Source organism: Nonomuraea cavernae (assembly GCF_040655715.1).
GTDB lineage: Bacteria > Actinomycetota > Actinomycetes > Streptosporangiales > Streptosporangiaceae > Nonomuraea > Nonomuraea cavernae_A.
In genome coordinates this window covers 195,336-218,772 of the sequence record NZ_JBFAKL010000010.1, presented here as the reverse complement: position 1 = coordinate 218,772, position 23,437 = coordinate 195,336, and the positions used below count along the sequence as shown (strand labels likewise).

The window sequence follows — 23,437 nt, the reverse complement described above, 5'->3', positions numbered from 1 at the left end:
GCCCTGATCATCTTCGGATGTGTCCGGGTACGAAAGGTGGGACAACCACCGACTGATCCCGGACGAGGCGGAATACGAGATCTCCCCCAGTTGCGGGTCAGATGATGCCAATATGACTTGCGCCACTCGGCATACAACAAAGATCACTCATTTTCGGCAAGGGGCGATGGCTGAACAACTTCGCGTTGCGGCGCTATGCGCTTTCGTCAACCAACTGAACGAATTACTCACGCTGGCCGGCTCACCACCGCTGTCCGAACTGCGAAAGATATCGAGATGCGGCAAGAGAGACCTGGCGGAAAGCACCACCCACGACATCCTGACCGGCAAACGGAAGAAGGTGCCCGACTGGGCGTGGGTGTACTCCTTCGTCACCGCCTGCAGGACGGCCGCCGAAGAGACCGGCCTGGATGTGGGGGACTTGGGCGACCCAAAGGCCTGGAACGAGCGATGGCTGGCCGCCCGTGAGACCCAGCCGAATCCGCCGGACGCGTCAGATCCAGAGGAACGGCCGGAGAACGGAGACGTCCCACCACCGCTGCCTTCGAACAGGGAACACGAGCTTCGGGTGTACGGCAGGACCGGCACCCGCCTGCTGCGCGAGTGCGAGGTGGGCGACGGGCGCGACTGCCTGCGCCTGGCGGTGATCGCCCTGCTGAGGGGCTGGCCCGACGAAGCGCGTCAGTGGCTGCGCCGGGCCGGCGAAGCGGGTCACCGTGACGTTCCCGAGCTGGTCGGTCAGCCGGGGCGGCGGCAGGCGGCCGAGCTGGCCTACGTCTACGGCTGCGACTACCGATGGAGGCAGCTCAGCGTCGCGATGTTCTTCTTCCGGCTGTCCGGCGTCAACGGCCATGCCGAGGCCGCCTACCAGCTCGCGCGGGCTCACCAGCTCAAGGGCGAGCACCGGGCGGCCACGAACTGGTTTCACCGGGCCGACGCCAACGGCCATCCCCAGGCCGCCGCCGAGCTCGACGGTTCGTGGCGACGTACCACCTCCCAGTGGGACACACGTGCGACGCCGGCACCCGGCTGGACGAGGACGCTCGCTCCTCAGGAGCCGCCCTCTCCGGCCGGTGACACCTCCGCGTCGTTCGTCTGACGCCATCGCCGGGCGCCACATGAGCGGCCAGGACCCGCGCGTCCGCGGGCGTCGGCCGAGCTGGGTGGTCACCAGCGCCATCGTGGGAAGTGGCGCTGGTGGCGGACCGTCGGCTTCGCGTGGGCAGGTGGCGGATGTTCGGCCATCTTTACCCGCCTCTCAGCGGGGCAGAGGAGATCTCCATGAAAAACTTCCTCGAAGTCGTCGTAGCGCGCTGGCTGGCGCGTACCCCCATCGGCCTGGCCGTCGTCGGGCTGGCCTGGTTTCTTGGACGCCGTCGTCGGCAGCGCACCGAGCAGCAGCAGGACAAGCGGGGCCGCCGGCGGCGCTGAGCCCGGCCTTCACAACTCCTGGCGTTCACGACTCCTGGCGTTCACGACATCTGGCGGCCGGGGAGGTGAAACGCGGGACCTGGGTGCGGTGATCGGCCGGAAGGTGGTGCAGACTCGTGAACATGCGGAAGATCCCTTTGGACGCGCTCGTACTGGACCACATGGAGCGTGCCGCGGCGGCCACGTCGGGGCGCAGCGCCGAGACCCTCTACGGCGGCCACGAACGCGCCCTCCGTCAGACGCTCCTCGTCCTGACGGCCGGCACGTCGCTGGCCGAGCACGAGAACCCGGGCGAGGCCACGCTGCTGGTGCTGCGCGGACGGGTACGGCTGCGCGGCGGCGACGAGACGCGCGACGGCCTGGCCGGTGACCTCCTGGAGATCCCGGAGGAACGCCACAGCCTGGAGGCCCTGGAGGACTCCGCCGTCCTGCTCACCGTGGCCAAGCGCGCGGTCTGAGCGGCGCACCCGTCCGATCGGACACGGCGAAACGCCCCGTCCCTGGGTCAGGGTCGGGGCGTCGCGGGTGCGGTCCGATGCCCACCGGGAGGGTGGGCATCGGCGGGGCCGATCACTTGAGGTACGGGTTGCGCTGGACGATCGGCAGCTTGCCCAGGCCGAGCGTGGTGCCGGCGCCGCCGAGGGCCAGGCCGACCATCACGATCGCGTAGATGATGTGGTCGTCCATGAAGGGGTTGGTGGTCAGGGGCAGGGCCGCCGCCCACATCATGACCATCAGGAGGCTGCCGGTTGCGGCGGCGATCCGCAGGCCGACTCCGAGGATGAGCGCGGTGCCGATGCCGAGCAGGCCGAGCATGAACAGCCAGTCCACCCAGACCTGTCCGGCCAGCGAGCCGAAGAAGCCGCCGAGCGCGTTCTCGCCGGTGCCCTTGAGGAAGCCGGTCGTCGGGCTGCCACCCGCGACCCAGGCCCGCTCGGCCGGAGTGGCGAAGCCCCAGCCGAAGGTCTTGTCCAGGAACGCCCACAGGAAGACCCAGCCGAGCGAGATCCGGGCGATGGCCCAGACGTAGTCAACGGGGCGGCGCGCCGCGGTGCCGGTGTCGGCTGCCATGACGGGCCTGGTGATCGTGGTGGCCATGACGGCCCCCTTTCAGTGCTAGATCAGCGTCTTTCTCACACCACGATCACATCGTGTCCGGCGGCTCCGGTGCAGTGCCGTAGGGCCTGCCCCGCAGGGACTTTGGACCTCGTCGGGCCTTGGCCGCGGCCCTGCCGAAGGTCCCTGATCGGGCGGGGCTTACGACTCTGGCCCGGCTCGCGAGAGAAAGGGGAGCCTGGCGAGGGAGGTGCGAGATGAAGGCCGCGATCCGCTCCGTGGTGTGTTCCGTGAGGTCCCGGGTGCGCAGGCACCGGTTGGACGGCAATCCACTGCGCCGCCGCGCCGACCGGCTGGAGACGAGCGGAGGCGTGGTGGCGGTGCTGCTGGTGCTGGTCAGCCTCTGGCCGGCGGTGCTGGCGGGGCGGCACTCGTACGAGACGAACGCGCGCGAGGCGAGCACGAGCCGGCAGGTGGAGGCGACGCTGCTGGAGGACGCGCCGACCGGCGGCCGGCTCGGGTGGGACGGCGCCGCGCCCGAAGTGTCGGTGAAGGCGCGGTGGACGACCCGGACGGGTGAGGCGCGGACGGGGCTGGTGCCGGCTCCGGCCCTGACCAGGGCCGGAGCCACGGTTCCGGTGTGGCTGGACGGCGGCGGGGCTCCCGCGTCTCCGCCGCTGAGCGGGACGCAGATCCGGATCCGAGCGGTCACGACGAGCGGGCTGGTGGTGCTGGTGACCGCGCTGCTGTGCGCGGGCGCGTTCGCCGCCCTCCGGTGGGTGCTCGACCGGCGCCGCCTGGCCGCGTGGGACGCGGCCTGGAACCTGTACAACCAGCACTGGCAGCGTCGGCGCGAGGTGTAGCGGCGGGTCAGCCGGGCTCGATCTGCGGGCGCCGGAACCTCCAGGACTCGCCCTCGGACGGGTGGACGGCAGTCAGGGCGCGTTCGAGCGCCTGCTCCGGCGCGACCCCGGTGTCGATCTCGGTCGCGTCCGGCCAGGGCACCGCGGTGGCCGCCATGGCGGCGCCGATGGCCTCGTCGGCGTCGGCGAGGCCGGTACCTCGCCTGGCGAGGCGTTCGGCGGCGATCTGCGGCATGACCGTGCAGCGCAGCGTGACCAGGGTGCTCGACGTGCGGGCGGCCACCCGCGCGGCCAGGTCCCGGTGCCGCTCGTCGGTCCACGACGCGTCGAGGACGACCGGCTCGCCCAGGCCGAGCAGCGTCTCGGCGCGCGACAGCAGCTCGGTGTAGGTGCGCTCGGTGTGCGCCTGGTCGTAGATCCCCTGCTGGTACGGCGCGCGCGCGGACTCGAGGGGGTCGAACCCGGCCAGTTCCTTGCGGATGCGGTCGCTGCGCAGCACCGTGTAGCCGAGCCGGTCGGCGATGCCGCCGCTCAGGGTCGACTTGCCGGTGCCGGGCGAGCCACCGACGACGACCATGGTGACCGCGCCCGCGCGCAGGTGGCGCAGGGTCAGCTCGGCCAGCCGCCGTGCCTCCCAGCCGGCGTCGACGTCGCCCTGCCAGTGGCGCAGGCAGGCGACCTTGGCCCGGACGAACGCGCGGTAGGCGACGTAGTGGTGCCACAGCGTGGGCGGCGCGGGGTCGCCGGAGAACTCGACGTAGCGGCGCAGGAACAGCTCGGACAGCCGGGGCGCGCCCAGCCGTTCGAGGTCCATGGCCAGGAAGGCCGCGTCGTCCAGGCCGTCGACGTAGCGCAGGCGTTCGTCGAACTCCAGGCAGTCGAGGATCCGGGGGCCGTCCTCCAGGCAGAAGATGTCCTCGGCCATCAGGTCGCCGTGGCCGTCGACGATGCGCCGCGCGGCGATGCGGGCGGCGAAGAGGGGCTCTCTGCCGTCGAGGAAGCGGAGCGTGAGCCGCTCGATCTCGTCGAGCGTCTCGGCCGGGATCGTGCCGCCGGGCAGGCCGCGCACCTGCGAGAAGCTCGCGGTCCATCGGGCGTGCAGCGCCTCCCGGCTGCCTTCGCGATCGAGGTCGGGGCCGTGCCGGGACTTGGCGTGCAGCCCGGCGAGCTGGCGCGCGATGCCGCGCAGCTGGTCCTCCACGTGCGCGCCCGACCGCACGAGGGTGGCCAGCCGCCGCTCGCCGGGCATCTGGCGCATGACCACCAGATGCTCACAGACCTGGCCGTCGGGGCCGAGCACGTCGGCCACCCCTTCGTAGACGTCGGGCGCCAGCCTGCGGTTGAGCTCGACCTCCCGCCGGCACGCCGCCTCCCGGGCCCGCACGGTCGAGAAGTCGAGGAAACCGAGGTTCACCGGCTTCTTCATCTTGTACGCGCGCTCGCCGAGCAGGAACACCATGGCGGCGTGCGTCTCCTTGATCATGGTGGTCATGGCGCTCCCCCTGCCTGCGATGCGGATCCGGTCGGCATCCCCGGATGTCCCCTTTGAGCAGGTCATCGAACCTGTCGGGGGCCGTAGCCGTGAGAGACCCCGCCGCGCGGGCCGCCGCCTTCTTCCAGGCCGTAGACGCGCAGGGCGTTGCCGGCGCCGATCATGGTCGCCACCCGGATCGCATCGGCCTCGGTCCACTCTCCGGCGTCTACCCAGCGGCGCAGCGCCCGGCCGAGCCCCCGGCGGAACAGGTGGGCTCCCAGGAAGTGCAGCTCGGCGGGCCCCCAGGCGTCGGACGAGAACAGGATCTTGGCGAACGGGGCCAGTTCCAACGACTCGGCGATCAGGGCGTCGGAGCGGCTGCCGGTGTAGTTGACGCCGAGGCCGACGTCGAAGTAGACGTGCGGGAACACCTGCGCCAGGTAGCCGGCGTTGCGGTGGTAGGGATAGCAGTGCAGCAGCATGACGTCCACGCCGTGCGGCTCGACCAGTTTGAGCCAGCGGGTGAGCAGCAGCGGGTCGGTCAGCCGCAGCTCGACGTCGGGGTCGCCGTAGCCGACGTGTAGTTGCAGCGGCAGGCCGTGCTCCACGCCCGCCCAGAGGGCGAGGCGCAGCAGCACCGGGTCGTCCACCCGCCACTCGCCGCTCGTCTCGCCGGCGGCCAGCCAGCGGCCCGCGGCCTCGACGACCTCCCGATCTCCGGGCGGCTCGGGGTCGAAGGCGAAGCCGTGCCGGTAGGCGATGATGCTCTTCAGCCCCACCGCGCCCGCGATGCGGCGGGTCAGCTCCTCGCGGAAGCGTCCGGGCAGGTCGGCGGCCGAGACGCCGGACGCGGCGGTCTCCTCCAGCACCCGTTCGAGGCGGACGACCTCGTGCGCGGGACGGCCCGAGACGGCGGCCATCCCGGCGGGGTCGAGCACGGCGTCGCCCCGGTAGCCGGTCTCCACCAGGTAGCGGCCTACGCCGCTCGCGGCCAGCAGCAGCCGGTTGACCTCGGCCGCGCCCAGCTCGGCGCGGCGGGCGAGATAGTCCTCGGGCGAGGCGTGGGCGGGCAGCCCGAGGACGGGTGCGCACCACCGCCGGAGCGCGAAGCCGATCTGGGAGTCGAACTGAGTCATGTACGCCGGGATCGGCCGGTCCGACTCGGTCACCAGCGTCTCGAACGTGGCCCGGTCGAGGTCGTCGGCCGAGGCGCCGTGCACGTGGTGGTCGACCAGGGGGAGCTCGGCGAGCGCGGCCTCCAGGCCGCTGCTCTCAGTAGACATCTGCGACCTTCCGGCAGATCTCGTGGATGGGCAGGCCGTCGACGGTGGCCAGCTCGGCCCGTCGCACCGTGAGGAACGTGTGGAGCAGCTCGTGGGGGAACCAGCCGCGGGCGGCCTCGTCGGCCTCCAGCGCGGCGAGCGCCTCCGGCAGGGATCCGGGCAGCGGGGGCTCCCCGGCCAGGTCGGCCTCGGTGCTGGTCTCCGGCCACACCCTGGCGGGCTCGTCGCCGGCCAGCCCGGCGAGTCCGGCCCGTACGAGGACGCCCAGCACCAGCCACGGGTTGGCCGTGGCGTCGGCGGCCCGGTATTCGAGGTGCGACTGGGCCGCCGGGTCGGCGCCGCCGATCTCGACCGTGGGGGCGATGCGCAGCAGGGCCTCGCGGTCGCGTTCGGCGAGGAAGACGCCGCCGGCGCTCCACCGGTGCGGGGTGAGCCTGAAGTAGGACGACGGGTTGGGCGCGGTGACGGCGACCACGGCGCCGGCGTGCCGCAGGATTCCGGCGGCGAACCTGGCCGCGGTCGACGACAGCCTGCCGGGGGCGTCGCCGTCGTACATGACGGGGCCGCCGCCGACCCGCCGGAGCGAGAAGTGCACGTGGACGCCGTTGCCGACGCCGTCGGGGGCGGCGATCGGGACGAAGGTGGCCCGGTGTCCCCTGCGGTGGGCGAGGTCGCGCACCAGCTCGCGCAGCAGGACGGCCCGGTCGGCGGCGGCCATGCCGGCTGCCGGGCGCAGCGTGATCCCGAACTGGCCGTCGCCGAACTCGGGCAGCCAGCTCTCCGGCTCCAGCCCGGTCGTCTCCAGCAGCGCGACCAGGTCGGTGCCGAACGGCTCGGCGCCGCGTAGCCGCTGGAACGAGAACGGCGGCCGGTCGCCCTGGTCCTGGAGCACGAACTCGTGCTCGAAGGAGGCGTGCACCTCCAGCCCGGCGGTCTCCCTGAGGTCTTCGAGGGCGGCGGCGAGGAACCCGCGCGGACAGCCGGGCCAGCGGGAGCCGTCGAGGCCGGTCTGGTCGGCGAGGTAGAGCCGGGTGCCGGGCGTCCGGTCGTCGGCCGGGAGGTCGATGGCCGTGGCAGGGTCGGGGATCAGCCGCAGGTCTCCCACCGAGCCGAAGACGTTGTCCTCGACCAGTTCGCCGAAGCAGTTCACCGCCAGGTTGGCGGGGACCCAGCCCACACCGGTGCGCAGCGTGTGCTCCAGCCGGGCCGCCGGGGTGGCTCGCCCCCGAACCTGTCCCGCGAGGTCACAGGTCGCCACAAAGACGGTCCCCGTCGCCATCGGCACTCTCTCCTCCCAGTCCGGTACCGCCGAGCTGATCGGCGTTTACCTGATCAGCACGTCGAAGCCGAACACAGTGTGTAACAGACATTTACACACCTACCCTTGGCACACAGATGCAACGTACGTTTCAATGACGAACGTGACAGTCCGTCGCAAAACAGGCGCGGAACGCCATCCCCGACACGGCCCACGCGGAGAACGAGTACGTCGAGATCGCCCAGCTCGTGCAGTCGGCGAAGACGTACGCGCTGGCCGCGATCGAGTGGTGCGGGCTCGCCGAGCCCGCGGACGGCCACTAAGTGTCCCCCCCGACTGAGCCCCGCACAGTCGCGGCGCACCTGCGCTGACCTCCCGCTCGTGGTAGGCGATCAGGTCCTCGGCCCGGCCGTAGAGGCCGATGAGCGCGTTCAGGGCGGGGCCGATCGCGTCGGGGTCGGTCACCCGGCGGGCTCCGGTGTGGCCGCCGATGCCGTCGTAGCGGACCTCGTAGCAGAGCGAGGTGGTGAAGACGACCAGCTCGGGCAGTGGGGCGGTGGTTTCGAGATCGCGTACGGCGGCGGCCGGCAGGGCCCTGATCTGCTCGCCGGCCGCCACCCGCATCGCCAGGCCGTTGATCTCCCACTGCAGGTAGGGCGTGATCGGGGTGTCGACGACGCGCAGCCTCCGGAACTCGGGCGGAGCGGCGTAGAGCTGCCGCAGGGGCTCGCACATCTCGGCCATCAGGCGCATCGAGAGGTCCCAGTCGCCGTCCATCATGGCCCGCCAGCTCGGCACGTCCGGCTCGTGGAAGTCATGTGCCCGCTCCAGTTTCCAGACGACGCCGCGTGACGCGGCGTACACCTCCCCGAACTCCCTCCGGTACGCGGAAACGGGGAGAACCTCTCCCTTGGCGGTACGAAGACGGTCGAACGGATCCAAAATCCCTCCACATCGGGTCCGGCGCTGCTGGAAAGACTCCCCCGAAGATCACTCCTTTGCGCCGATCAAGGTCAAGGGTCGCGATCCGGCGAGCTTGGCCCGGCCTCACCGAGCACCTCTGGCGGCCCCGACACATGGGGACACTCCACACCGGGCGCGGCATCCACGACCGTTTCCGGGGGAAAGCGTACGTTCGGCCCTATGGTTGACTTCTTCGCCGGAGACCCGCGTACCAACCGCGAGCGCATGCTGGCCGGTGACCTCTACATCGCCGACGACCCCGAGCTCGACGCCGCCGCCAGGCGCGCGGTCGCGCTGGCGCACCGCTACGGCGAGGTCTACGCGGTCGACCCCGGCGCCGCGCATCCCATCCTGGAGGAGTTGCTCGGCTCGATCGCGCCCACCGCGCACATCAAGCCGCCCCTGTACGTCGACTACGGCTCGCACATCACGGTCGGCGAGGGCACGTTCGCCAACTACGGCCTGACCGCCCTGGACGTGGCGCCCATCACGATCGGCGCCGACGTGCAGATCGGCCCGCACGTCCAGTTGCTCACCCCCACCCACCCGCTGGACCCGGCGCAGCGGCGCGCCAGGCTGGAGGCGGCCGAGCCGATCGTGATCGGCGACAACGTCTGGCTCGGCGGCGGCGCGATCGTGCTGGCCGGAGTCACCATCGGCGACGACACCGTCATCGGCGCGGGCGCCGTCGTCACCGGCGACCTCCCTGGCGGCGTGGTGGCCGTGGGCGTCCCGGCCAGAGTGGTCCGCCACCTCTGACTCTTACGGTCGGAGGCGTGTTCATCCTCGTCAAGGGGCATTCATGCTGTTTGAGCGTCACTTCGGGGGAGACACCACATGCCTTACATCACGACCGGCCAGGAGAACTCCGGACCCATCGAGATCTACTACGAGGACCACGGCAGCGGCACGCCCGTCGTGCTGATCCACGGCTTCCCGCTGGACTGCCACTCGTGGGAGAAGCAGGTGCCGCCCATGCTGGCCGCCGGCCACCGCGTCATCGCCTACGACCGGCGCGGCTTCGGCCGATCCAGCAAACCGGCCACGGGCTACGACTACGACACCTTGGCCGCCGACCTCAACATTCTGATGGAGCGGCTCGACCTGCGCGACGTCGTCCTGGTCGGCTTCTCCATGGGCACCGGCGAGGTCACCCGCTACCTCGGCACGTACGGCTCCGGCCGGGCCCGCAAGGCGGTGCTGCTCGCGCCGCTCCAGCCGTACCTGGTCGACGAGCACGGCGGCATCGACCCGAGCGTGCTGGACGGCATCCAGAAGTCCATCGCCGACGACCGGTTCGCCTACCTGAAGACGTTCCTCGACGACTTCTACAACGTGGACGTTCTCGGCGGCGAGCGGATCAGCGCGGAGGCGTGGCAGGCGAGCTGGAACGTGGCCGCGGCGGCATCGGCCAAGGGCACCTACGACTGTGTCCCGGCGTGGGGCACGGACTTCCGCGCGGACCTGGCCAGATTCGACGTGCCGGTGCTGGCCGTCCAGGGCGACGAGGACCGCATCCTGCCGATCGAGTCCACGGGCAGGCGGCTGGGCGAGTTCGTCAGGAACCTGCGGTTCGAGGTCGTCGAGGGCGGCCCGCACAACATCGGCTGGACCCATCCCGAACAGGTCAACCGGGCTCTGGTGGAGTTCGTGGACTGACGGCCGCAATCTCCGGACGCGGATTGAAGCCGATCTCCGGGGTGTTCATACTGCGAGAAAGACATCCGAAATGGGAGGGTTTGTTGTGCTTTACGTCTTCGGCTTCGAGCGCATCGGCGTGGTCGTCAGCGACCTCTACTTCGTGGACCCCGAGCCGGACAAGGGCCAGGAGGGACCCGAGCGCGGCGTACGTCTCGAAGTGCGGATGCTCCGGCAAGGGCAGCTGAAGGGATCCATCTACTCGGCCCGCCCCATCGAGGTCGACCAGCCCGTCTGGCGCGTCGACCTGCTGGAGTCGGTCGCCGGGCAGCCCGGCAGCTTCGACCGCACCCACCACCACCCCACCTTCACCGGCTGGGAGCCGGGCTCCCGCGTGTTCGAGAGGGAGCTGTCCGGCGACCCGATCGGCTGGCTGGCCGCCCGGCTGACCGACCTGGACGGCGTGCTGGACCGGGCCGGGATCGAGCGCGACGACCTGATCGCCGCCGACGTGGCCGAGCTGCGCGCGTCCGCCCCCGAGATCATCGACAGCGTCGAACGCCTGCTCACCAGGGTGCGCAAGGGAGAGCTCGGCCAGGCGCCCGACGGCAAGGCGGACAGCGTCCGGGCCAGCTGGCTGTAGGCGCCCCAGGAGGGCGGGCGACTAGGCTCGTGATCATGCCCGAAGCGATCTCCCGCCCCACCGCCCGCGTCCTGATGGTCGACGACCGTGACCGGGTCTTCCTGTTTCGCGGCCAGGGTCCCACCAAGAAACCTGACCTGGCCTGGTTCACGCCGGGCGGCGGTGTCCAGCCCGGCGAGGCACTTCCCGTGGCAGCGGCCCGCGAACTGCGTGAGGAGACCGGGCACGTGGTCGCCCCCGACGACTTCGGCCCCGTCGTCGCCGTCAGCTCCGGCCACTGGGTCAGGGACGACGACCGGCTGTTCCACGCGTACGATTCCTACTTCTTCCTGCGCGTCCCCGAGCTGACCGTGGACGTCTCCGCCATGGAACAGCTCGAACGCTCCCTGCTCGACACGTTCCGCTGGTGGACCCTGCCGGAGCTCCGGGCCACCGGCGAACGCGTCATCCCCCTCGACCTGGCCGACCTGCTCGAACGCCTCCTCATGGGCGACCATCCCACCGAACCGGTGATCCTCCCCTGGCACCTCCCGGCCATCAAGGAGCCCTGTCCGGCTCAGGACTGACGGGCGTCCGGCTCGGCGACGACCGGCTCGACGGGATCGAGGTCGTACGGGTTGGCGGAAACACGGGCGTTCAGCCGTAGAGGACGCCTGCGGAGCGCCACCGGCAGGATCTGGTCCAGCTTCTCGACCGTCGAAGTCGTCCGTCCGCGCGCCGCTCACTCTCGCACGGTGATGACCAGCTTTCCGTGTGCCTGGCCGGCGGCCAGTTGCCGCAGGGCCTCGGGGGCTTCGCTCAGCGGATACGTCCCGCCGATGACCGGCGTGATCGTGCCGGCCTCGGCGAGCTCTCTCAGGCGTTCGAGATCCTCGCTGCGCTCGCCCGCCAGCAGCCAGCGGAGCCGCTGGCCGACGAACGGCGACAGCAGGATCGCGCCGAGGGAACGTTCCATGCCGCCGAGCCACCGCCCGCCGCCCTCGCCGCCGCCGAGGACGAGAGTGCCGTGAGGCGTGAGGCAGTGCCGCAGGCGGGCCACCGGGCGGTTGCCGGCCAGGTCGAAGATGACGTCGTAGCGGCGCCCGCCGTTCGTGAAGTCCTCGCGCGTGTAGTCGATGACGTGGTCGGCGCCGATCGACCGGACCAGCTCCGCCTTGGCCGTGCCGCACACGCCGGTGACCTCGGCGCCGGACGCCTTGGCCAGCTGCACCGCGAACGTCCCCACGCCCCCTCCGGCTCCGGTGACGAGCACCTGCTGGCCGGGCTTGACCTGGCCGATGTCGTGGATCCCCAGGAGGGCGGTGGTCGCCGAGATGGTGACGGCCGCGGCCTGCTCGAACGTGAGGTTCGCCGGCTTGCGGGCGAGCTTGCGCTCGCGGGCGCAGGCGTACGCGGCGAAGGTGCCCTCGCCCATGCCGAAGACCTCGTCGCCCGGCCGGAAGCGGGTCACGTTCTTCCCGACCGCTTCGACGCGCCCGGCGAGCTCGCGGCCCCGGACGCGACCTCGGGGCGCGCGGAGCCCGAAGGCCAGTCGGACCAGGTACGGCAGGCCGGTCATGAGGTGGGCGACGCCCTGTTCGACCCCCGCCGCGTACACCTCCACGAGCACGTCGTCGTCCCCCGGAGTCGGCCGGTCGATGTCCTCTAATCTCAGTACGTCGGGCGAACCGTACCTGTCTTGGATGATTGCCTTCATGGTGCCTCCTCCTGACTGTCCGGATACTGGAAGACGTCGTCGAGCGGGACGCCGAACACTCTGGCGATCTGGAAGGCCATCTCCAGCGAGGGCGAGTAGCGGCCCTGCTCGATGGCGATGACGGTCTGCCGGGTCACGCCGATCCGCTCCGCCAGCTCCGCCTGGGTCATCTCGCCATGCGCGAACCGGAGGGAGCGGATCGAGTTCGTCACCCGGGTCGGCTTCACCACTGGTGGAAGCCCTTGCGATAGGCGAAGATCTTCGCGATCGACCCGAGGATGGCCGACAGCACGAACCCAAGGTAGATCGCGTTCGCGATCCAGAAGTGGGCGAACTCGGCCACCGCCAGGCCCATCGCCGTCACGCCGCCGATGACGGCGAACGACTGGCCGATGTGCTCGCCGAACTGGTTGATCTCCCGATCGCGCTGGTCCTTCCGGAGCGCCTCCTTCGGCGCGATGACGCCGGCCGCGATGTTCAGCACGATCCCGGCCACGATCGCCCCGCCGATGGTCCACACCAGCGGCGCCGCGTACGACACCTCGGCCAGCGGGCCGTCTCCCACCCGCCCGAGGACCACGACCAGGTACGCCGTGTACGCGACGACCGAGACCATCAGCATGATCCACGCGCTCTTCTCTTCTGCTGCCATACCGGCAATGTAAAACAAAGCAGACCCGATGTCTAGCTTTCTTTACATCGCCACCCTGGGGCGAGGCTCCCCCGCCGTACATGTCACAGATCGGGCCCCGCCGGTGTCTCCATGCCGACATCAGGAGACGAGGAGAGACATGAGCAGCCGCACCCGGGTTCCCAAGGCTGAGATCACCGGCGTCTACGGGGCCGTACTGAAGAAGTTCAGCAGGAAGATGTTCGGCGTCGTGCCCGAGCCTCTCGGAGTGATGTGGAACAACCGGCCGGTGCTCACGTTCAGCCTCGGCCTCGGCCGGAAGGCCGGCAAGTGGAAGACGTGCGACAAGGACCTGAAGTCCTACGCCCACATGGCGACGGCATCCCTGATCGGTTGCACGTTCTGCCTCGATTTCGGGTATTTCCAGGCGCACAACGAGGGGCTGGACGTGGCCAAGGCCCGCGAGGTGCCGCGCTGGCGCGAATCGGACGTCTTCACACCGCTGGAGCGCGACGTCATGGAGTACGCCGAGGCGATGACGCACACGCCGCCGACCGTCACCGACGAGCTCTCCGCTCGGCTGCTCGAGCGGCTCGGGGCGCCGGCGATGGTCGAGCTCACCGCGTGGGTCGCGCTGGCGAACCAGACCGCGCGGACGAACTTCGCCCTCGGCATCGAGGCCCAGGGCTTCTCCGCGGCGTGCGGCCTGGCGCCCCTGGCTCGACCCGGCGACGTAGCGTCGCGGGCATGACCGCCGACCCGTTCGTCACCCACCGCAGCCTGCTGTTCACGGTCGCCTACGAGATGCTCGGCTCCGCCGCCGACGCCGAGGACGTCGTGCAGGAGACCTGGCTGCGGTGGGCGGGACTCGACGCCGCGCTCCGGGCGGACGTCCGCGACGCACGGGCCTACCTGGTACGGACCGTCACCCGGCAGGCGCTCAACCGGCTGCGCACGCTGACGCGGCGGCGCGAGGAGTACATCGGTGAGTGGCTTCCCGAGCCGCTGCTGACCAGCCCCGACGTGGCAGAGGACGTCGAGCTCGCCGAGAGCGTCTCGCTCGCGATGCTGACCGTGCTGGAGACCCTGGGCCCCATCGAACGGGCGGTGTTCGTGCTGCGCGAGGTGTTCGAGACCCCGTACGACGAGATCGCGGAGGCGGTCGGCAGGACGCCGGCGGCGGTGCGGCAGATCGCCCACCGCGCCCGGGAGCACGTGGCCGCGCGGCGACCCCGAGTGAAGGTGAGCCGGGCCGAGCGGGAGGCCGTCGTGCAGCGGTTCCTGGTCGCGGTCCGCGACGGCGACCTGCAGGGGCTGCTGGACGTGCTCGCGCCGGACGTGGTCGTGGTGTCCGACGGTGGCGGCGTGGTCGACGCCGCTCGCCGCCCGATCAAGGGTGCCCACCGGGTGGCCCCGCTGCTGAGCTCGTGGGCGAGGATGACCAGCGCTTTCGAGGCGATGCCGATGTGGCTCAACGGCGAGCCGGCGGCGCGGCTCGACCTCGACGGCGAACTGGACACGGTGGCGAGCCTGGTGATCGAGGACGGCCGGATCACCCGGATCTACGCGATCCGCAACCCGCACAAGCTGGCCCGGCTCGACGAGGAGACCGAACTCAGCCGCTGACCGGTCCCCGGCATGCCCCTCGACGACGCCCGGCGACGCTTGGCCCCGGCCGCGAGGGACGAACTTCGTCCTCGTTGTTGACGACGTTTCCTTTGCGGCATTAATGTCGTCTCTGGCAGAGACGATGTTCGACGCATCTGGTCGGCGCGAGGGCTCTGCCTTGGGCGTGGTATTCATGAGACCCACGGAGGAGGCCGGACAGACAAGTTGGTGCGCCATGACCGAGCACTACCTCGGCGTGCTCGGCATCGCCGAGGCCCTGGGAGTGACCCGGCACGCGGTGCACAAGTGGCGCGCTCGCTATCCGAGCGATTCGAGTCACCCGTTTCCCGAGCCCGACGTCGAGGTCGACGGAGCTCCCGGTTGGCGGCCTGACCGCATTGACCAGATAGTGCGGTGGCGCGAAAGCCTGCCGGGCCGTGGCGCGGGCGGAGGCCGTCCTACGGCCGCGCGTCAGGATTACCTCCGGCAAGCGGCGATCCGCGGCCTGGACCGGGACGAGGCGATGCGCGCACTCGCCACGTTCACCGCGGAGTTTCCCGAGATGACCGAGCCGGAGCTCTGCGCCTGGCTCCTCGAGAAGTGGCGCGGCTGACTCCCGGCAACACCGGCCGGCACCTCCAGCATCACCGCTGACACGTCCAGCAACACCGGCCGGCACCTCCAGCATCACCGCTGACACGTCCGGCGACACCGGCCGGCACCTCCAGCGACACCCCACAGCACGGAAGGCGATGACGCATGCCCGAAATCAGCGGAACCACAGCACCCGGATTCGAAGGAGTACGCGAGGCGTTCGCCGCCAACCTGGCCGGCGGCCAGGAGGTGGGCGCCGCGGTCGGCGTCTACCTGCACGGCCGGAAGGTCGTCGACCTGTGGGGCGGAATCGCCGACCCCCAGACCGGCCGCCGCTGGGAACGCGACACCCTGCAGGTCGTCTACTCCACGACCAAGGGCGTCGTCGCCGCCTGCGCGCACCTGCTGGCCCAGCGCGGCGAGCTCGACCTCGACGCCCCCGTCGCCGCCTACTGGCCGGAGTTCGCGGCCAATGGCAAGGACCGCATCCCCGTCCGCTGGCTCCTCACCCACCAGGCCGGCCTGCCCACGATCGACCACCCGATCACCCCGGCGGAGGCGATCGCCTGGGATCCGATGGTGGCCGCGTTGGCCGCCCAGCGCCCGGCCTGGGAGCCGGGCACCGAACACGGCTACCACGGGCTCACGTACGGCTGGCTGGTCGGAGAGGTCGTCCGCCGGGTGACAGGCCGCACCCTCGGCACGTTCCTCGCCGAAGAGATCGCCGCACCGCTCGGCCTGGACCTGTGGATCGGCCTGCCGAAGACCGAGCAGCACCGGGTCAGCCGCATCATCGCCGCCGCGCCCGACTTCGAAGCCCTGGCCGCGATCGACCTGGAGACTTTTCCCGAGCCCATGCGCGACATGATGGCGGCCTACGCCGATCCGACGTCGTTGACTGTGCGATCGATGACCGTCGTCACGCCCCCGCTGGACCACAACGACCCGGACGAGCAGTCCGCCGAGATGCCCTCCACCAACGGCATCTGCACGGCCCGCGCACTGGCCCGCTTCTACGCCGCGCTGATCGGCGAGGTCGACGGGCATCGCATCCTCACCTCCGGCACCTTGGCCACGGCGACCGCGGAACAGGCCGTCGGCATCGATCGCATCCTGCGCGTACCCGTCCGGATCGGCACCGGGTTCGGCCTGCCGACGCCCGACGCGTACTGGTACAGCCCGACCGCCTTCGGGTTCGCCGGTTTCGGCGGATCGATCGGCTTCGCCGACCCGGCCACCGGCCTGGCGTTCGGCTATGTAATGAACCACGTTCAGGAAGGAGTGCCGGACCTGAGAGCCGCCGGCCTCCTGGACGCGGTCAAGAGCGCGATGAAGGGCGATACGGCGTAGAAAACTTCCATAGCTGCGGAGTTATCCCGAAGAACGATTTCCGTCGGCGGAAACGAACGCTCACGCTGAGAGTGAATACGCCGCGTCCACCCCCCAGGAGACTTCGTGCGCCATTCGCTCAGACTCGCCTTATGCGTGCTGATCACCGCCGCCACCGCCCTCGCCTCCGCTCCCGCGTCCGCCGCCATCCCACCCCCCGAGACAGAGTCGGTGGAGGTCTTCTCCCCCGACGGAACCATCAGCCGGGTCGAGGTCCCGAAACGCGCGGAACAGATCTCGCCGTTCGCCGTGCCACCGCCGGCGAACGTGACCGCCCTCCAGCAGACCGGCCCGACCGGCCAGCGCTACGACCTGGTCTTCGTCGGTGACGGCTACACCTCATCCCAGATCGCCACGTTCCACGCCCACGTCGCGAGCCAGTGGGCCGTCATGACCACGGTCGAGCCGTTCAAGACGTACAAGAACTCCTTCAACGTCTGGATGGTCGAGGTCATCTCCAGCCAATCCGGCGTCGACAACGACCCCACCCAGGGCGTGAGCAAGAACACGGCGCTCGGGATGGGCTTCTGGTGCTCCGGGATCGAGCGCCTGCTGTGCGTGAACGAGTCCACCGCCCTGTCCTACGCCGCCAACGCCCCGGCGGTCGACCACGTGATCGCGCTGGGCAACAGCACCAAGTACGGCGGCGCCGGCGGCCGGGTCGCCACCGCCTCCGGCGGCAACGCGAGCTCCGGCCAGGTCGTGGTGCACGAGCTCGGCCACTCGATGGGCGGCCTCGCGGACGAGTACACCGAGGGGACGAGCCGTTATCGCGGCTCCGAGCCGTCGGCCGCCAACATCACCATCTACACCGCCGCACAGCTCACCTCCAACCGGCGCAAGTGGTACCAGTACCTCGGCCAGGCCACTCCCGACGGTGGCGTGATCGGGACCTACGCGGGCGCCTACGGTTACACCTCCGGCATCTACCGCCCCTCCGAGAACTCCCTCATGCGCACCCTCGGCAGGCCGTTCAACCTGATCGGCCTTGACGCGATGACCAGAGCCATCACCGCCAAACTGGGCTGACCAGACCGCGTGCTCAGGGGCGTCCTCCAGGGCGACCCTGAGCACACTCGTCGACCACGGCCGGCGCCGGAGCGCTTTGCGCATCCACACCCGCCTGGACGGCGACGCCTAACCCGTTTCGTAAGGGCGCATCAACCGTCCTCTTCGAGAGCAGCGGCAATACGGTCACGAGCTGCATGGGCTCGAGGGTCATCCAGCTGCTCCAGCACAGAGAACATCTCCGTCACGTGCACTGAAACATCGCCCCCGGTCCCGGCACTCCTGATGGCCAGCAGTATGTTCTCGAGCGCGATCGCCAACTGCCACGGATCGCCAAGCTCCCGGTGAATGGCCGCTGCCGTCCGATGGAAGTCAAGTGCCTCAAGAGGACGCCCAATCTCGCGATATGCCTCGCCAGTACCATCCAGCGCGCGCGCTTCACGGCTGCGGTCACCCATGCGCCGCTGAATGCTTGCAGAGCGCTGGAACGCGATCAATGATTCTTCGGGACGCCTCAAGATGAGTTGCACCTTTCCCAGCTCTAGCAGCCAGTAGCCCTCCCACATCTGATTATTTTGCTCATGTGCTATGGAGAGGGCCTCTTGGATATGTCCCAGCGCCAGATCGGAACGCCCCCGCTCACGATGAATCATTGACAATATCCGAAGTACGTTGCCCTGGCCGTCTGGGCTGTTCATATGACGGAACCCGTCAAGTGCGAATGCTGCGAACTCGGCGGCCTCCTCAAGGCGCGACAGTTCGAAGCTTGCCTCAGCCAGATTCGCGAGCAAGGTCGACTCCCAATAAGGTTGATCCAATTCCCTAAGCACGCTTAAGCTCCGCTCGAAGTCGGCATACGCTTCCAGCAGATGGCGGCGGCGAAGATTCACCAGTCCGAGAGAATTTAGTGAAATAGCCTCCCCAAGTCGGTCGCCGATTTCCCGACGGACTGCGAGCGCCATTCTATGATGCTCAACCCCCATAGGTAGCCGGTGAGACTGAACATACGCCTTCCCGAGGCTATCAAGAATCTCGGCTTCACCATATCTATCACCAACACGGCGAGCAGCCTTGAGCCCAATTTCCCCCGCGGCGAACCAGGCATCAAACGGATTGTGTCGCATACAGTAACTGCGCAGGACGGCGGCGAGCCTCCACGCTAGGTCATCCAATCCAATCTGTGCGGCCACCCGGACAGCCGTCACCAGGTTTGCGAGCTCAGCCTGATACCACCGGAGCGCCTCTGAATAATCAGAGAAAGCGATCGCCTCTACAGCTGAAGATGACTCGTCCATCCTCACCCTGCGATCAAGAGGAGCTATCTTCTCCTGAGCGTGAACAGCGCACCACAGGTACCACGTGATCGACCGCTCCAAGGCAGCATTCCGGGTTTCCATGCTCTCTTCGGCACCCGCCTGATCGACAGAATAGGCACGCATAAGATCATGGAACTGATAACGATCAGGTGCGATCTGCTCCAGCAGGTACGCCCCTACCAACAGGTCGAGCATCTGGCGGGCCTGGCTGATCGTGCAACCGGCAATCGCAGCCGCTGCTTGTACGCCGAATTCTGGACCTGGATGCAAACCCAGCAGTCGGAATAAGCTGGCCACGGCCGCAGGAAGAGCACGGTAGGACCAAGCGAAAACCGACCGAACCGCGTCGGCCTCATCACCGTTCTCTGCCGTAAGAGCATCCCAGAGAGCAGACTCGTCACGCAGGTCTCTGATGAGTTCACGCAAGGGCATCCACGGGCGACTAGCGGCCCGTTCTGCAGCAATTCGCAAGGCCAAGGGCAGGCGCGCACACAATCTGGCCAGCTCGGCGAGCTCCTCGCGATCATCTTTGCCACGGTAGCCTTCGGTTACCCGGCGAATAAGCTCCAACGCCTCCGGCTCTGCAAGCATGTCTACGGTGATTCGATACGCTCCATCGCGAACCACTAGGCCAGAGAGCCGGCTTCTACTGGTCACGATAACCAGGGACACATCTGTACCAGGAAGCAACGGCCGTACCTGAGGTGCATTGAAGGCATTGTCGAGCAGGACCAGCATCCGGCGGCCTGCCAGCAAGGAGCGGTACATGGCCGATCTCGCCTCGAGATCCGGAGGGATCGCCCCCGCCGGCACATCGAGAACACGCAGAAATCTATCCAAGACTTCGTTGGCTGTAATCGGTGGGCCTGGATCGTATCCGCGCAAATTAACATAAAGCTGGCCATCGGGGTATTTTTCCCTGATCCGGTGTGCCCAATGCAGTGCGAGTGCAGTTTTTCCTACGCCAGCGGTGCCGGCGATGATACAGACTCCGCTCGACCTGAGAACATCGCCGTCAGGAATCAAGATACCTTCAAGTCGTTCCAATTCGCTGACGCGATTAACGAAGCTCCTCACATCACCAGGCAGTTGACGTGGAACGTGCCTTCTCGACTGGTCCGATCCATGGAAGTGGACTCCTCCATGTACATCCCGGGCCTGTACGACATCACTCGCTTGACCCGATAGCTCGGAGCGTGTGCCACCGCCGGCCCGATCGTCACCATCGTTCGGCCTCTTAGACCACCCCATCGCTTTCCTATTTCCCTATTGGTCGTGCACATCAGCGGAGGACGGCGTCTCCAAAGATGTCGCGCGATCCTATCGGTCATCCTGGTCACCGTGGGAAAACTCGAGTTCCGCACGGTTGCGATCGAAAAATCTGTCCACATCTTCGCCGACTGCATACAGTCCAGATATGATCTTCCTGCATGCCTCGATCAAGGACGGATCCGTATACCGTCTGCCCCCTGCGAGGATGCCGTGTTCGTCATATAGCACTTCATACATGACGTCTGAGCCGAGAGTGACAAGTTCGGGGAGTTGGCCTTGCGACTCCAATGATCGGACTGCCGCAGCACCAATAACGCGTACGCTCCCACCGTACTCATGGCGCAGCCGAAGAAGGCGGAGTTCCCACTTGAGATAGGGAGTTATTGATTCGCCGACAACGCGAACACGCCACGTTCTGAAACCGGCCTGAGCGATTCGATGATAATAGTCTTGGAGTGCACCACGCCTCTCCTCGAGCAACTGAAGAGATTTTTTCCAGTCGCTCGCAGCAAATGCCTCCCAACTGTCATCCCCCGGCTCCTGGAACGATTGCTGTCGTTCCAGCTTCCAAAAGTCGTGATTGTTTATCCTCCAGAAATACTTGTCGAAGTCATTCAGATAGGCCTCGCGACCGAGTTCCCTGCCAGGGGATGCTTCGAGCAGATCACGCATCCGGTATATCCGCCTTTGCTGTGACGAGCATGATGCGTGGGATTATGACCAGTTTCTCGTCTGGAGCCACGCTTACACTTGCGGGAAGCCGCGACTCGTAGGAGTCCGTTAGGTCTCGTCCGATGATAGCTATATCGCCATTATCGAGTTCCCAGATGTCAGGACAGCCGCTGTCTCCACCTGTGCAGTCAAGCTCAACCGCTGACCTGCCGAGTCGTCGAATGAACGTCGCTGAAGGGTCCGCTTCCCATGCTCTAGTCATGGGTTCTCCTTTTCGAGGTATGTCGGAAGGGGGTCGGCTACCTGCTCGAATAAAAGACACACATCTCCTTTGCTGCTATATTCATGTCGATCGTAAGCATTGGACCGTTTCTTACCGGACATGGGCGCTTAACGGTCGACTGGCACTGCGGCCGCCGAGTCTGTGATCCAAATTGGCCCATCACCGCACTCTACTCGCAGGCCGTCTACTGGTTCGAGCCTGGTGCGAAGTACGGTCACCCATTCATCATCGATCTTCGCAAAGGGGCCACGCAGCCCAAAAAGGTTGAATCTGAAAGTACGGACTTGGTTATGGATCTGGCCGGCAGGGTGAGACCAGTCGACGAACATGAAGTCGGGTTCCATCCAGCCGGCATAACTGGCATTTGTCTCGTCCTGTGGCTCACCTGCGTCGCCAGCGGACGCACGCCGGAGAGCCGGAGCAAGCAAATCACCGATCAATCGGTCGGTCTCCTTCCATAGTCGAGAAGTGACGAGGTCTTCTTCGATTTGAATTCCTCCTTGCTGGATGAGCATATTTCCTGTATCAAAATGATCATCCATCCAGTGGATCGTCACCCCGATCTCGGGGTCTCCGTTCCTAACTGCCCAATGGACTGGCAGCGGACCCCGATATTTCGGCAGCAGAGAGGTATGGACGTTTATGGCACCGAGCCTTGGTATCTGCAAGACATCGCGCGAGAGCTTCCAAGGCAATCCATAGACCAAAATGAGGTCAGGACGATAGCCGGCTAGCGCCTCAGCCAGGCCCTCGACACTTCCAGGCAGCAGTAGATCCGCTCCAGCGGGAAGTGATTGACTTATGTTTGCCACAGTCTCCGCCGAGAGCGAACTCGTGGGCCTTCGTTGGCGAAGAGTACGGGCGTGGACGTAGGCGACCGGCTGGTTGCCAGACTCGGCGCACGCATCGGTCAGCAATTTGAAGCCACTGGCGCTATAGGAAACGAGAACAACCCGCATTGGGGCGGCCATGATTATTCACTTCTCACTTTGTGTTTGCGGAGCCATCCTGCTCGCTGATTCGTGGACAGGACCATCACCAACTAGGGTTTAGCCTTCGGGGTTTTTCTGATCGGTGTATCTGGCCTGCCTAAAGATATCGGCCCATGAAAATCCTGGCCTTGGATGACAGTTCCATTCTGCGTGCCCCCGCTGATGATGTTCTGCACGCGCGGTGATGCTACCGGGCCGTCAGAGTCAGAGGGGGCTGACGAGGACTCTCTGCGAGCGCGGATCATTCCATGAACTGTCAGCCCTGCGCCCGCGATCGCTACCAACGCTGCGATCACACTTGCCAGTTTGTCAGCTTTATCCAGTCCAAGCACCGCAAAGTGGGCACTCAACCCACCGATGGCAGCAGCGGTCAGGAGCCCGCCAATCCAGCATAGGGATCTTCCCGGCATGGCTCTATCTTGAGCTTCACACGTAGATCTGACTAGAGGGCGATGACGGTCGCCCAAGTGCGTAGCTTATGGACGCCTTGCCTTTAACTGCTTAAACGGGCACTTTTGGTGATACGGCGCCCATCGTGCCAGATAAAAGCCATCGAGAGAGCGTAAGTAGTGGTGTGTCAGGCGGATCTGCGCGATGTCAACGGCGGGAACTGTTGCCTCGCTCGTTCAGTGAGGCATTGTCCGTAACGGTCGGTAGCTCTAGCGACGCTAGATTGCCCTGGCAAGCCGTAGCCCGATGGCCCGACAAGCGTAAAGCCCTGGTAGAAGTGGTTTCTCGTATAGAGATCAGCTTCAGAGCCAGAGGCTTCAGCGAGCCCTTTCATCCTGAAGCCGCAGCTCACGACAGGTGGACCGGGAGTCCAACGATCACCAGGGTCCTGGCCGAGCTGACCACAGGCAGTTCAGCACCGGCCTGCGATGCTGGAGTCATGACCGACCCCCCGCACGTGGGCCTGGACCTGCTCGCCGAACTCGCGGCAGGGCTCGACCCACTCATGCGCGGCATCCTCGCCAGTGACGACGTGAGACAGGCAGGCGACTTCGTCTATGACGTGACGCACCACTGTCTGGAATCGCCCCACTTGGAGGATCTGTGGCCTGCGGGCAGCATCTACTGCATCTGGATGGATATCGACGACATCCTCGACGGCTGGCCCGTCGACTACGGGACCGACAGCGAGACCCTCGCCCTGCGCGAGTTCAAGCGAGCGGCCCAGGAGTGGCTGGACATGCCGCGAGCGCAGGCCGGCCTCCAGGACTACGTGCACCGGTGGCGGATGCGAATGGCAGCAGACACCTGGCCGGCACCCGGAGGTGTCCCACTGGCGGCAACGCGTGCTCGAGGTCGTCGTATGGGTGGGTCCTGAGCACAAGTCATTAGTCGGACAGCCCTGATCGCTGCGAGGA

Annotated in this window: 26 protein-coding genes; 14 read left to right on the top strand and 12 right to left on the bottom strand. The window is 67.5% G+C overall.

What is annotated here, in order from left to right; translation table 11 throughout:
- Positions 1–166 precede the first annotated feature (166 nt).
- The 3 genes from AB0I38_RS17445 to AB0I38_RS17435 all read left to right on the top strand — a co-directional run bounded on the left by AB0I38_RS17445 (position 167) and on the right by AB0I38_RS17435 (position 1,889).
- Positions 167–1,099 (top strand): hypothetical protein, encoded by a 933-nt coding sequence (locus AB0I38_RS17445; protein WP_358468293.1) that lies wholly within the window; start codon positions 167–169, stop codon positions 1,097–1,099.
- 182 nt (positions 1,100–1,281) lie between these two features.
- The gene (locus AB0I38_RS17440; protein ID WP_358468290.1) at positions 1,282–1,431 is read left to right on the top strand and encodes a DUF6203 family protein; all 150 of its coding nucleotides are present in this window, start codon (positions 1,282–1,284) and stop codon (positions 1,429–1,431) included.
- Between the two features lie 122 nt (positions 1,432–1,553).
- Entirely contained in the window at positions 1,554–1,889 is a 336-nt protein-coding gene (locus tag AB0I38_RS17435) for a cupin domain-containing protein (RefSeq protein ID WP_358468288.1), read from the top strand.
- Between the two features lie 112 nt (positions 1,890–2,001).
- On the opposite strand, the gene AB0I38_RS17430 is transcribed toward AB0I38_RS17435, so the two are convergent.
- The gene (locus tag AB0I38_RS17430) at positions 2,002–2,529 is read right to left on the bottom strand and encodes a hypothetical protein (RefSeq protein ID WP_358468286.1); all 528 of its coding nucleotides are present in this window, start codon (positions 2,527–2,529) and stop codon (positions 2,002–2,004) included.
- A gap of 215 nt (positions 2,530–2,744) precedes the next feature.
- On the opposite strand from AB0I38_RS17430, the gene AB0I38_RS17425 reads away from it, so the two are divergent.
- On the top strand, positions 2,745–3,350 hold the full coding sequence (locus AB0I38_RS17425; protein ID WP_358468283.1) for an Rv1733c family protein: 606 nt from the start codon (positions 2,745–2,747) through the stop codon (positions 3,348–3,350).
- A gap of 7 nt (positions 3,351–3,357) precedes the next feature.
- On the opposite strand, the gene AB0I38_RS17420 is transcribed toward AB0I38_RS17425, so the two are convergent.
- From AB0I38_RS17420 to AB0I38_RS17405, 4 genes are all read right to left on the bottom strand, one after another.
- On the bottom strand, positions 3,358–4,842 hold the full coding sequence (locus AB0I38_RS17420; RefSeq protein WP_358468281.1) for an AAA family ATPase: 1,485 nt from the start codon (positions 4,840–4,842) through the stop codon (positions 3,358–3,360).
- A 62-nt stretch (positions 4,843–4,904) separates the two neighbouring features.
- On the bottom strand, positions 4,905–6,107 hold the full coding sequence (locus AB0I38_RS17415; protein ID WP_358468278.1) for an amidohydrolase family protein: 1,203 nt from the start codon (positions 6,105–6,107) through the stop codon (positions 4,905–4,907).
- Positions 6,097–7,386, bottom strand: coding sequence for a glutamine synthetase family protein (locus AB0I38_RS17410; RefSeq protein WP_358468275.1), 1,290 nt, complete (start codon positions 7,384–7,386; stop codon positions 6,097–6,099). Before AB0I38_RS17410 ends, AB0I38_RS17415 begins: the two co-directional genes overlap by 11 nt.
- A 99-nt stretch (positions 7,387–7,485) precedes the next feature.
- A complete protein-coding gene (locus AB0I38_RS17405) occupies positions 7,486–8,229 on the bottom strand; it encodes a DUF6879 family protein (protein WP_358468272.1) in 744 nt (247 codons plus the stop codon).
- Between the two features lie 279 nt (positions 8,230–8,508).
- Here AB0I38_RS17405 and AB0I38_RS17400 point away from each other — a divergent pair, with 279 nt between their 5' ends.
- The 4 genes from AB0I38_RS17400 (at position 8,509) to AB0I38_RS17385 (ending at position 11,175) form a co-directional block, all read left to right on the top strand.
- Positions 8,509–9,087, top strand: coding sequence for a sugar O-acetyltransferase (locus tag AB0I38_RS17400; protein WP_358468269.1), 579 nt, complete (start codon positions 8,509–8,511; stop codon positions 9,085–9,087).
- Positions 9,088–9,165: 78 nt separating this feature from the next.
- Positions 9,166–9,987, top strand: coding sequence for an alpha/beta fold hydrolase (locus AB0I38_RS17395; RefSeq protein WP_358468266.1), 822 nt, complete (start codon positions 9,166–9,168; stop codon positions 9,985–9,987).
- 85 nt (positions 9,988–10,072) lie between these two features.
- Positions 10,073–10,609: a hypothetical protein gene (locus AB0I38_RS17390; RefSeq protein ID WP_358468263.1), complete on the top strand. Its 537-nt coding sequence runs from the start codon at positions 10,073–10,075 to the stop codon at positions 10,607–10,609.
- Between the two features lie 35 nt (positions 10,610–10,644).
- Entirely contained in the window at positions 10,645–11,175 is a 531-nt protein-coding gene (locus AB0I38_RS17385) for an NUDIX hydrolase (protein WP_358468260.1), read from the top strand.
- A gap of 155 nt (positions 11,176–11,330) precedes the next feature.
- Here AB0I38_RS17385 and AB0I38_RS17380 read toward each other — a convergent pair whose 3' ends face one another.
- Genes AB0I38_RS17380 through AB0I38_RS17370 form a run of 3 tightly spaced genes read right to left on the bottom strand, consistent with a single transcriptional unit; the run spans position 11,331 to position 12,957 of the window.
- Complete coding sequence (locus tag AB0I38_RS17380) at positions 11,331–12,305, bottom strand: NAD(P)-dependent alcohol dehydrogenase (protein WP_358468258.1); 975 nt, start codon at positions 12,303–12,305, stop codon at positions 11,331–11,333.
- On the bottom strand, positions 12,302–12,535 hold the full coding sequence (locus tag AB0I38_RS17375) for a helix-turn-helix transcriptional regulator (RefSeq protein WP_358468255.1): 234 nt from the start codon (positions 12,533–12,535) through the stop codon (positions 12,302–12,304). Before AB0I38_RS17375 ends, AB0I38_RS17380 begins: the two co-directional genes overlap by 4 nt.
- Positions 12,529–12,957, bottom strand: coding sequence for a hypothetical protein (locus AB0I38_RS17370; protein ID WP_358468252.1), 429 nt, complete (start codon positions 12,955–12,957; stop codon positions 12,529–12,531). The genes AB0I38_RS17375 and AB0I38_RS17370 overlap by 7 nt, the downstream gene beginning before the upstream one ends.
- 139 nt (positions 12,958–13,096) lie before the next feature.
- Here AB0I38_RS17370 and AB0I38_RS17365 point away from each other — a divergent pair, with 139 nt between their 5' ends.
- From AB0I38_RS17365 to AB0I38_RS17345, 5 genes are all read left to right on the top strand, one after another.
- A complete protein-coding gene (locus AB0I38_RS17365; RefSeq protein WP_358468249.1) occupies positions 13,097–13,687 on the top strand; it encodes a carboxymuconolactone decarboxylase family protein in 591 nt (196 codons plus the stop codon).
- Positions 13,684–14,562 carry an RNA polymerase sigma-70 factor gene (locus tag AB0I38_RS17360; protein ID WP_358468246.1) on the top strand — a complete coding sequence of 293 codons (879 nt, stop codon included), beginning with the start codon at positions 13,684–13,686 and terminating at the stop codon, positions 14,560–14,562. Before AB0I38_RS17365 ends, AB0I38_RS17360 begins: the two co-directional genes overlap by 4 nt.
- 217 nt (positions 14,563–14,779) lie before the next feature.
- A complete protein-coding gene (locus AB0I38_RS17355; protein WP_358468243.1) occupies positions 14,780–15,157 on the top strand; it encodes a hypothetical protein in 378 nt (125 codons plus the stop codon).
- Positions 15,158–15,303: 146 nt separating this feature from the next.
- A complete protein-coding gene (locus AB0I38_RS17350; RefSeq protein WP_358468240.1) occupies positions 15,304–16,488 on the top strand; it encodes a serine hydrolase domain-containing protein in 1,185 nt (394 codons plus the stop codon).
- Between the two features lie 105 nt (positions 16,489–16,593).
- The gene (locus AB0I38_RS17345; protein ID WP_358468237.1) at positions 16,594–17,556 is read left to right on the top strand and encodes a M64 family metallopeptidase; all 963 of its coding nucleotides are present in this window, start codon (positions 16,594–16,596) and stop codon (positions 17,554–17,556) included.
- Between the two features lie 131 nt (positions 17,557–17,687).
- On the opposite strand, the gene AB0I38_RS17340 is transcribed toward AB0I38_RS17345, so the two are convergent.
- The 4 genes from AB0I38_RS17340 to AB0I38_RS17325 form a co-directional block, all read right to left on the bottom strand.
- Positions 17,688–19,928: an ATP-binding protein gene (locus AB0I38_RS17340; protein ID WP_358468234.1), complete on the bottom strand. Its 2,241-nt coding sequence runs from the start codon at positions 19,926–19,928 to the stop codon at positions 17,688–17,690.
- A 243-nt stretch (positions 19,929–20,171) separates the two neighbouring features.
- A complete protein-coding gene (locus tag AB0I38_RS17335; protein WP_358468231.1) occupies positions 20,172–20,795 on the bottom strand; it encodes a DUF6879 family protein in 624 nt (207 codons plus the stop codon).
- Positions 20,788–21,057, bottom strand: coding sequence for a hypothetical protein (locus AB0I38_RS17330; protein WP_358468228.1), 270 nt, complete (start codon positions 21,055–21,057; stop codon positions 20,788–20,790). The genes AB0I38_RS17335 and AB0I38_RS17330 overlap by 8 nt, the downstream gene beginning before the upstream one ends.
- Positions 21,058–21,185: 128 nt before the next feature.
- Entirely contained in the window at positions 21,186–22,037 is an 852-nt protein-coding gene (locus AB0I38_RS17325) for a methionyl-tRNA formyltransferase (RefSeq protein WP_358468538.1), read from the bottom strand.
- Positions 22,038–22,959: 922 nt separating this feature from the next.
- Here AB0I38_RS17325 and AB0I38_RS17320 point away from each other — a divergent pair.
- Positions 22,960–23,397: a hypothetical protein gene (locus AB0I38_RS17320; RefSeq protein ID WP_358468225.1), complete on the top strand. Its 438-nt coding sequence runs from the start codon at positions 22,960–22,962 to the stop codon at positions 23,395–23,397.
- Positions 23,398–23,437 lie beyond the last annotated feature (40 nt).

Bases quoted from the DNA above. Each gene is read 5' to 3' on its own strand.
- AB0I38_RS17445 (WP_358468293.1), top strand. From the start codon at position 167: ATGGCTGAACAACTTCGCGTTGCGGCGCTATGCGCTTTCGTCAACCAA.
- AB0I38_RS17440 (WP_358468290.1), top strand. From the start codon at position 1,282: ATGAAAAACTTCCTCGAAGTCGTCGTAGCGCGCTGGCTGGCGCGTACC.
- AB0I38_RS17435 (WP_358468288.1), top strand. From the start codon at position 1,554: ATGCGGAAGATCCCTTTGGACGCGCTCGTACTGGACCACATGGAGCGT.
- AB0I38_RS17430 (WP_358468286.1), bottom strand. From the start codon at position 2,529: ATGGCCACCACGATCACCAGGCCCGTCATGGCAGCCGACACCGGCACC.
- AB0I38_RS17425 (WP_358468283.1), top strand. From the start codon at position 2,745: ATGAAGGCCGCGATCCGCTCCGTGGTGTGTTCCGTGAGGTCCCGGGTG.
- AB0I38_RS17420 (WP_358468281.1), bottom strand. From the start codon at position 4,842: ATGACCACCATGATCAAGGAGACGCACGCCGCCATGGTGTTCCTGCTC.
- AB0I38_RS17415 (WP_358468278.1), bottom strand. From the start codon at position 6,107: ATGTCTACTGAGAGCAGCGGCCTGGAGGCCGCGCTCGCCGAGCTCCCC.
- AB0I38_RS17410 (WP_358468275.1), bottom strand. From the start codon at position 7,386: ATGGCGACGGGGACCGTCTTTGTGGCGACCTGTGACCTCGCGGGACAG.
- AB0I38_RS17400 (WP_358468269.1), top strand. From the start codon at position 8,509: ATGGTTGACTTCTTCGCCGGAGACCCGCGTACCAACCGCGAGCGCATG.
- AB0I38_RS17395 (WP_358468266.1), top strand. From the start codon at position 9,166: ATGCCTTACATCACGACCGGCCAGGAGAACTCCGGACCCATCGAGATC.
- AB0I38_RS17385 (WP_358468260.1), top strand. From the start codon at position 10,645: ATGCCCGAAGCGATCTCCCGCCCCACCGCCCGCGTCCTGATGGTCGAC.
- AB0I38_RS17380 (WP_358468258.1), bottom strand. From the start codon at position 12,305: ATGAAGGCAATCATCCAAGACAGGTACGGTTCGCCCGACGTACTGAGA.
- AB0I38_RS17370 (WP_358468252.1), bottom strand. From the start codon at position 12,957: ATGGCAGCAGAAGAGAAGAGCGCGTGGATCATGCTGATGGTCTCGGTC.
- AB0I38_RS17365 (WP_358468249.1), top strand. From the start codon at position 13,097: ATGAGCAGCCGCACCCGGGTTCCCAAGGCTGAGATCACCGGCGTCTAC.
- AB0I38_RS17360 (WP_358468246.1), top strand. From the start codon at position 13,684: ATGACCGCCGACCCGTTCGTCACCCACCGCAGCCTGCTGTTCACGGTC.
- AB0I38_RS17355 (WP_358468243.1), top strand. From the start codon at position 14,780: ATGACCGAGCACTACCTCGGCGTGCTCGGCATCGCCGAGGCCCTGGGA.
- AB0I38_RS17350 (WP_358468240.1), top strand. From the start codon at position 15,304: ATGCCCGAAATCAGCGGAACCACAGCACCCGGATTCGAAGGAGTACGC.
- AB0I38_RS17335 (WP_358468231.1), bottom strand. From the start codon at position 20,795: ATGCGTGATCTGCTCGAAGCATCCCCTGGCAGGGAACTCGGTCGCGAG.
- AB0I38_RS17330 (WP_358468228.1), bottom strand. From the start codon at position 21,057: ATGACTAGAGCATGGGAAGCGGACCCTTCAGCGACGTTCATTCGACGA.
- AB0I38_RS17325 (WP_358468538.1), bottom strand. From the start codon at position 22,037: ATGCGGGTTGTTCTCGTTTCCTATAGCGCCAGTGGCTTCAAATTGCTG.
- AB0I38_RS17320 (WP_358468225.1), top strand. From the start codon at position 22,960: ATGACCGACCCCCCGCACGTGGGCCTGGACCTGCTCGCCGAACTCGCG.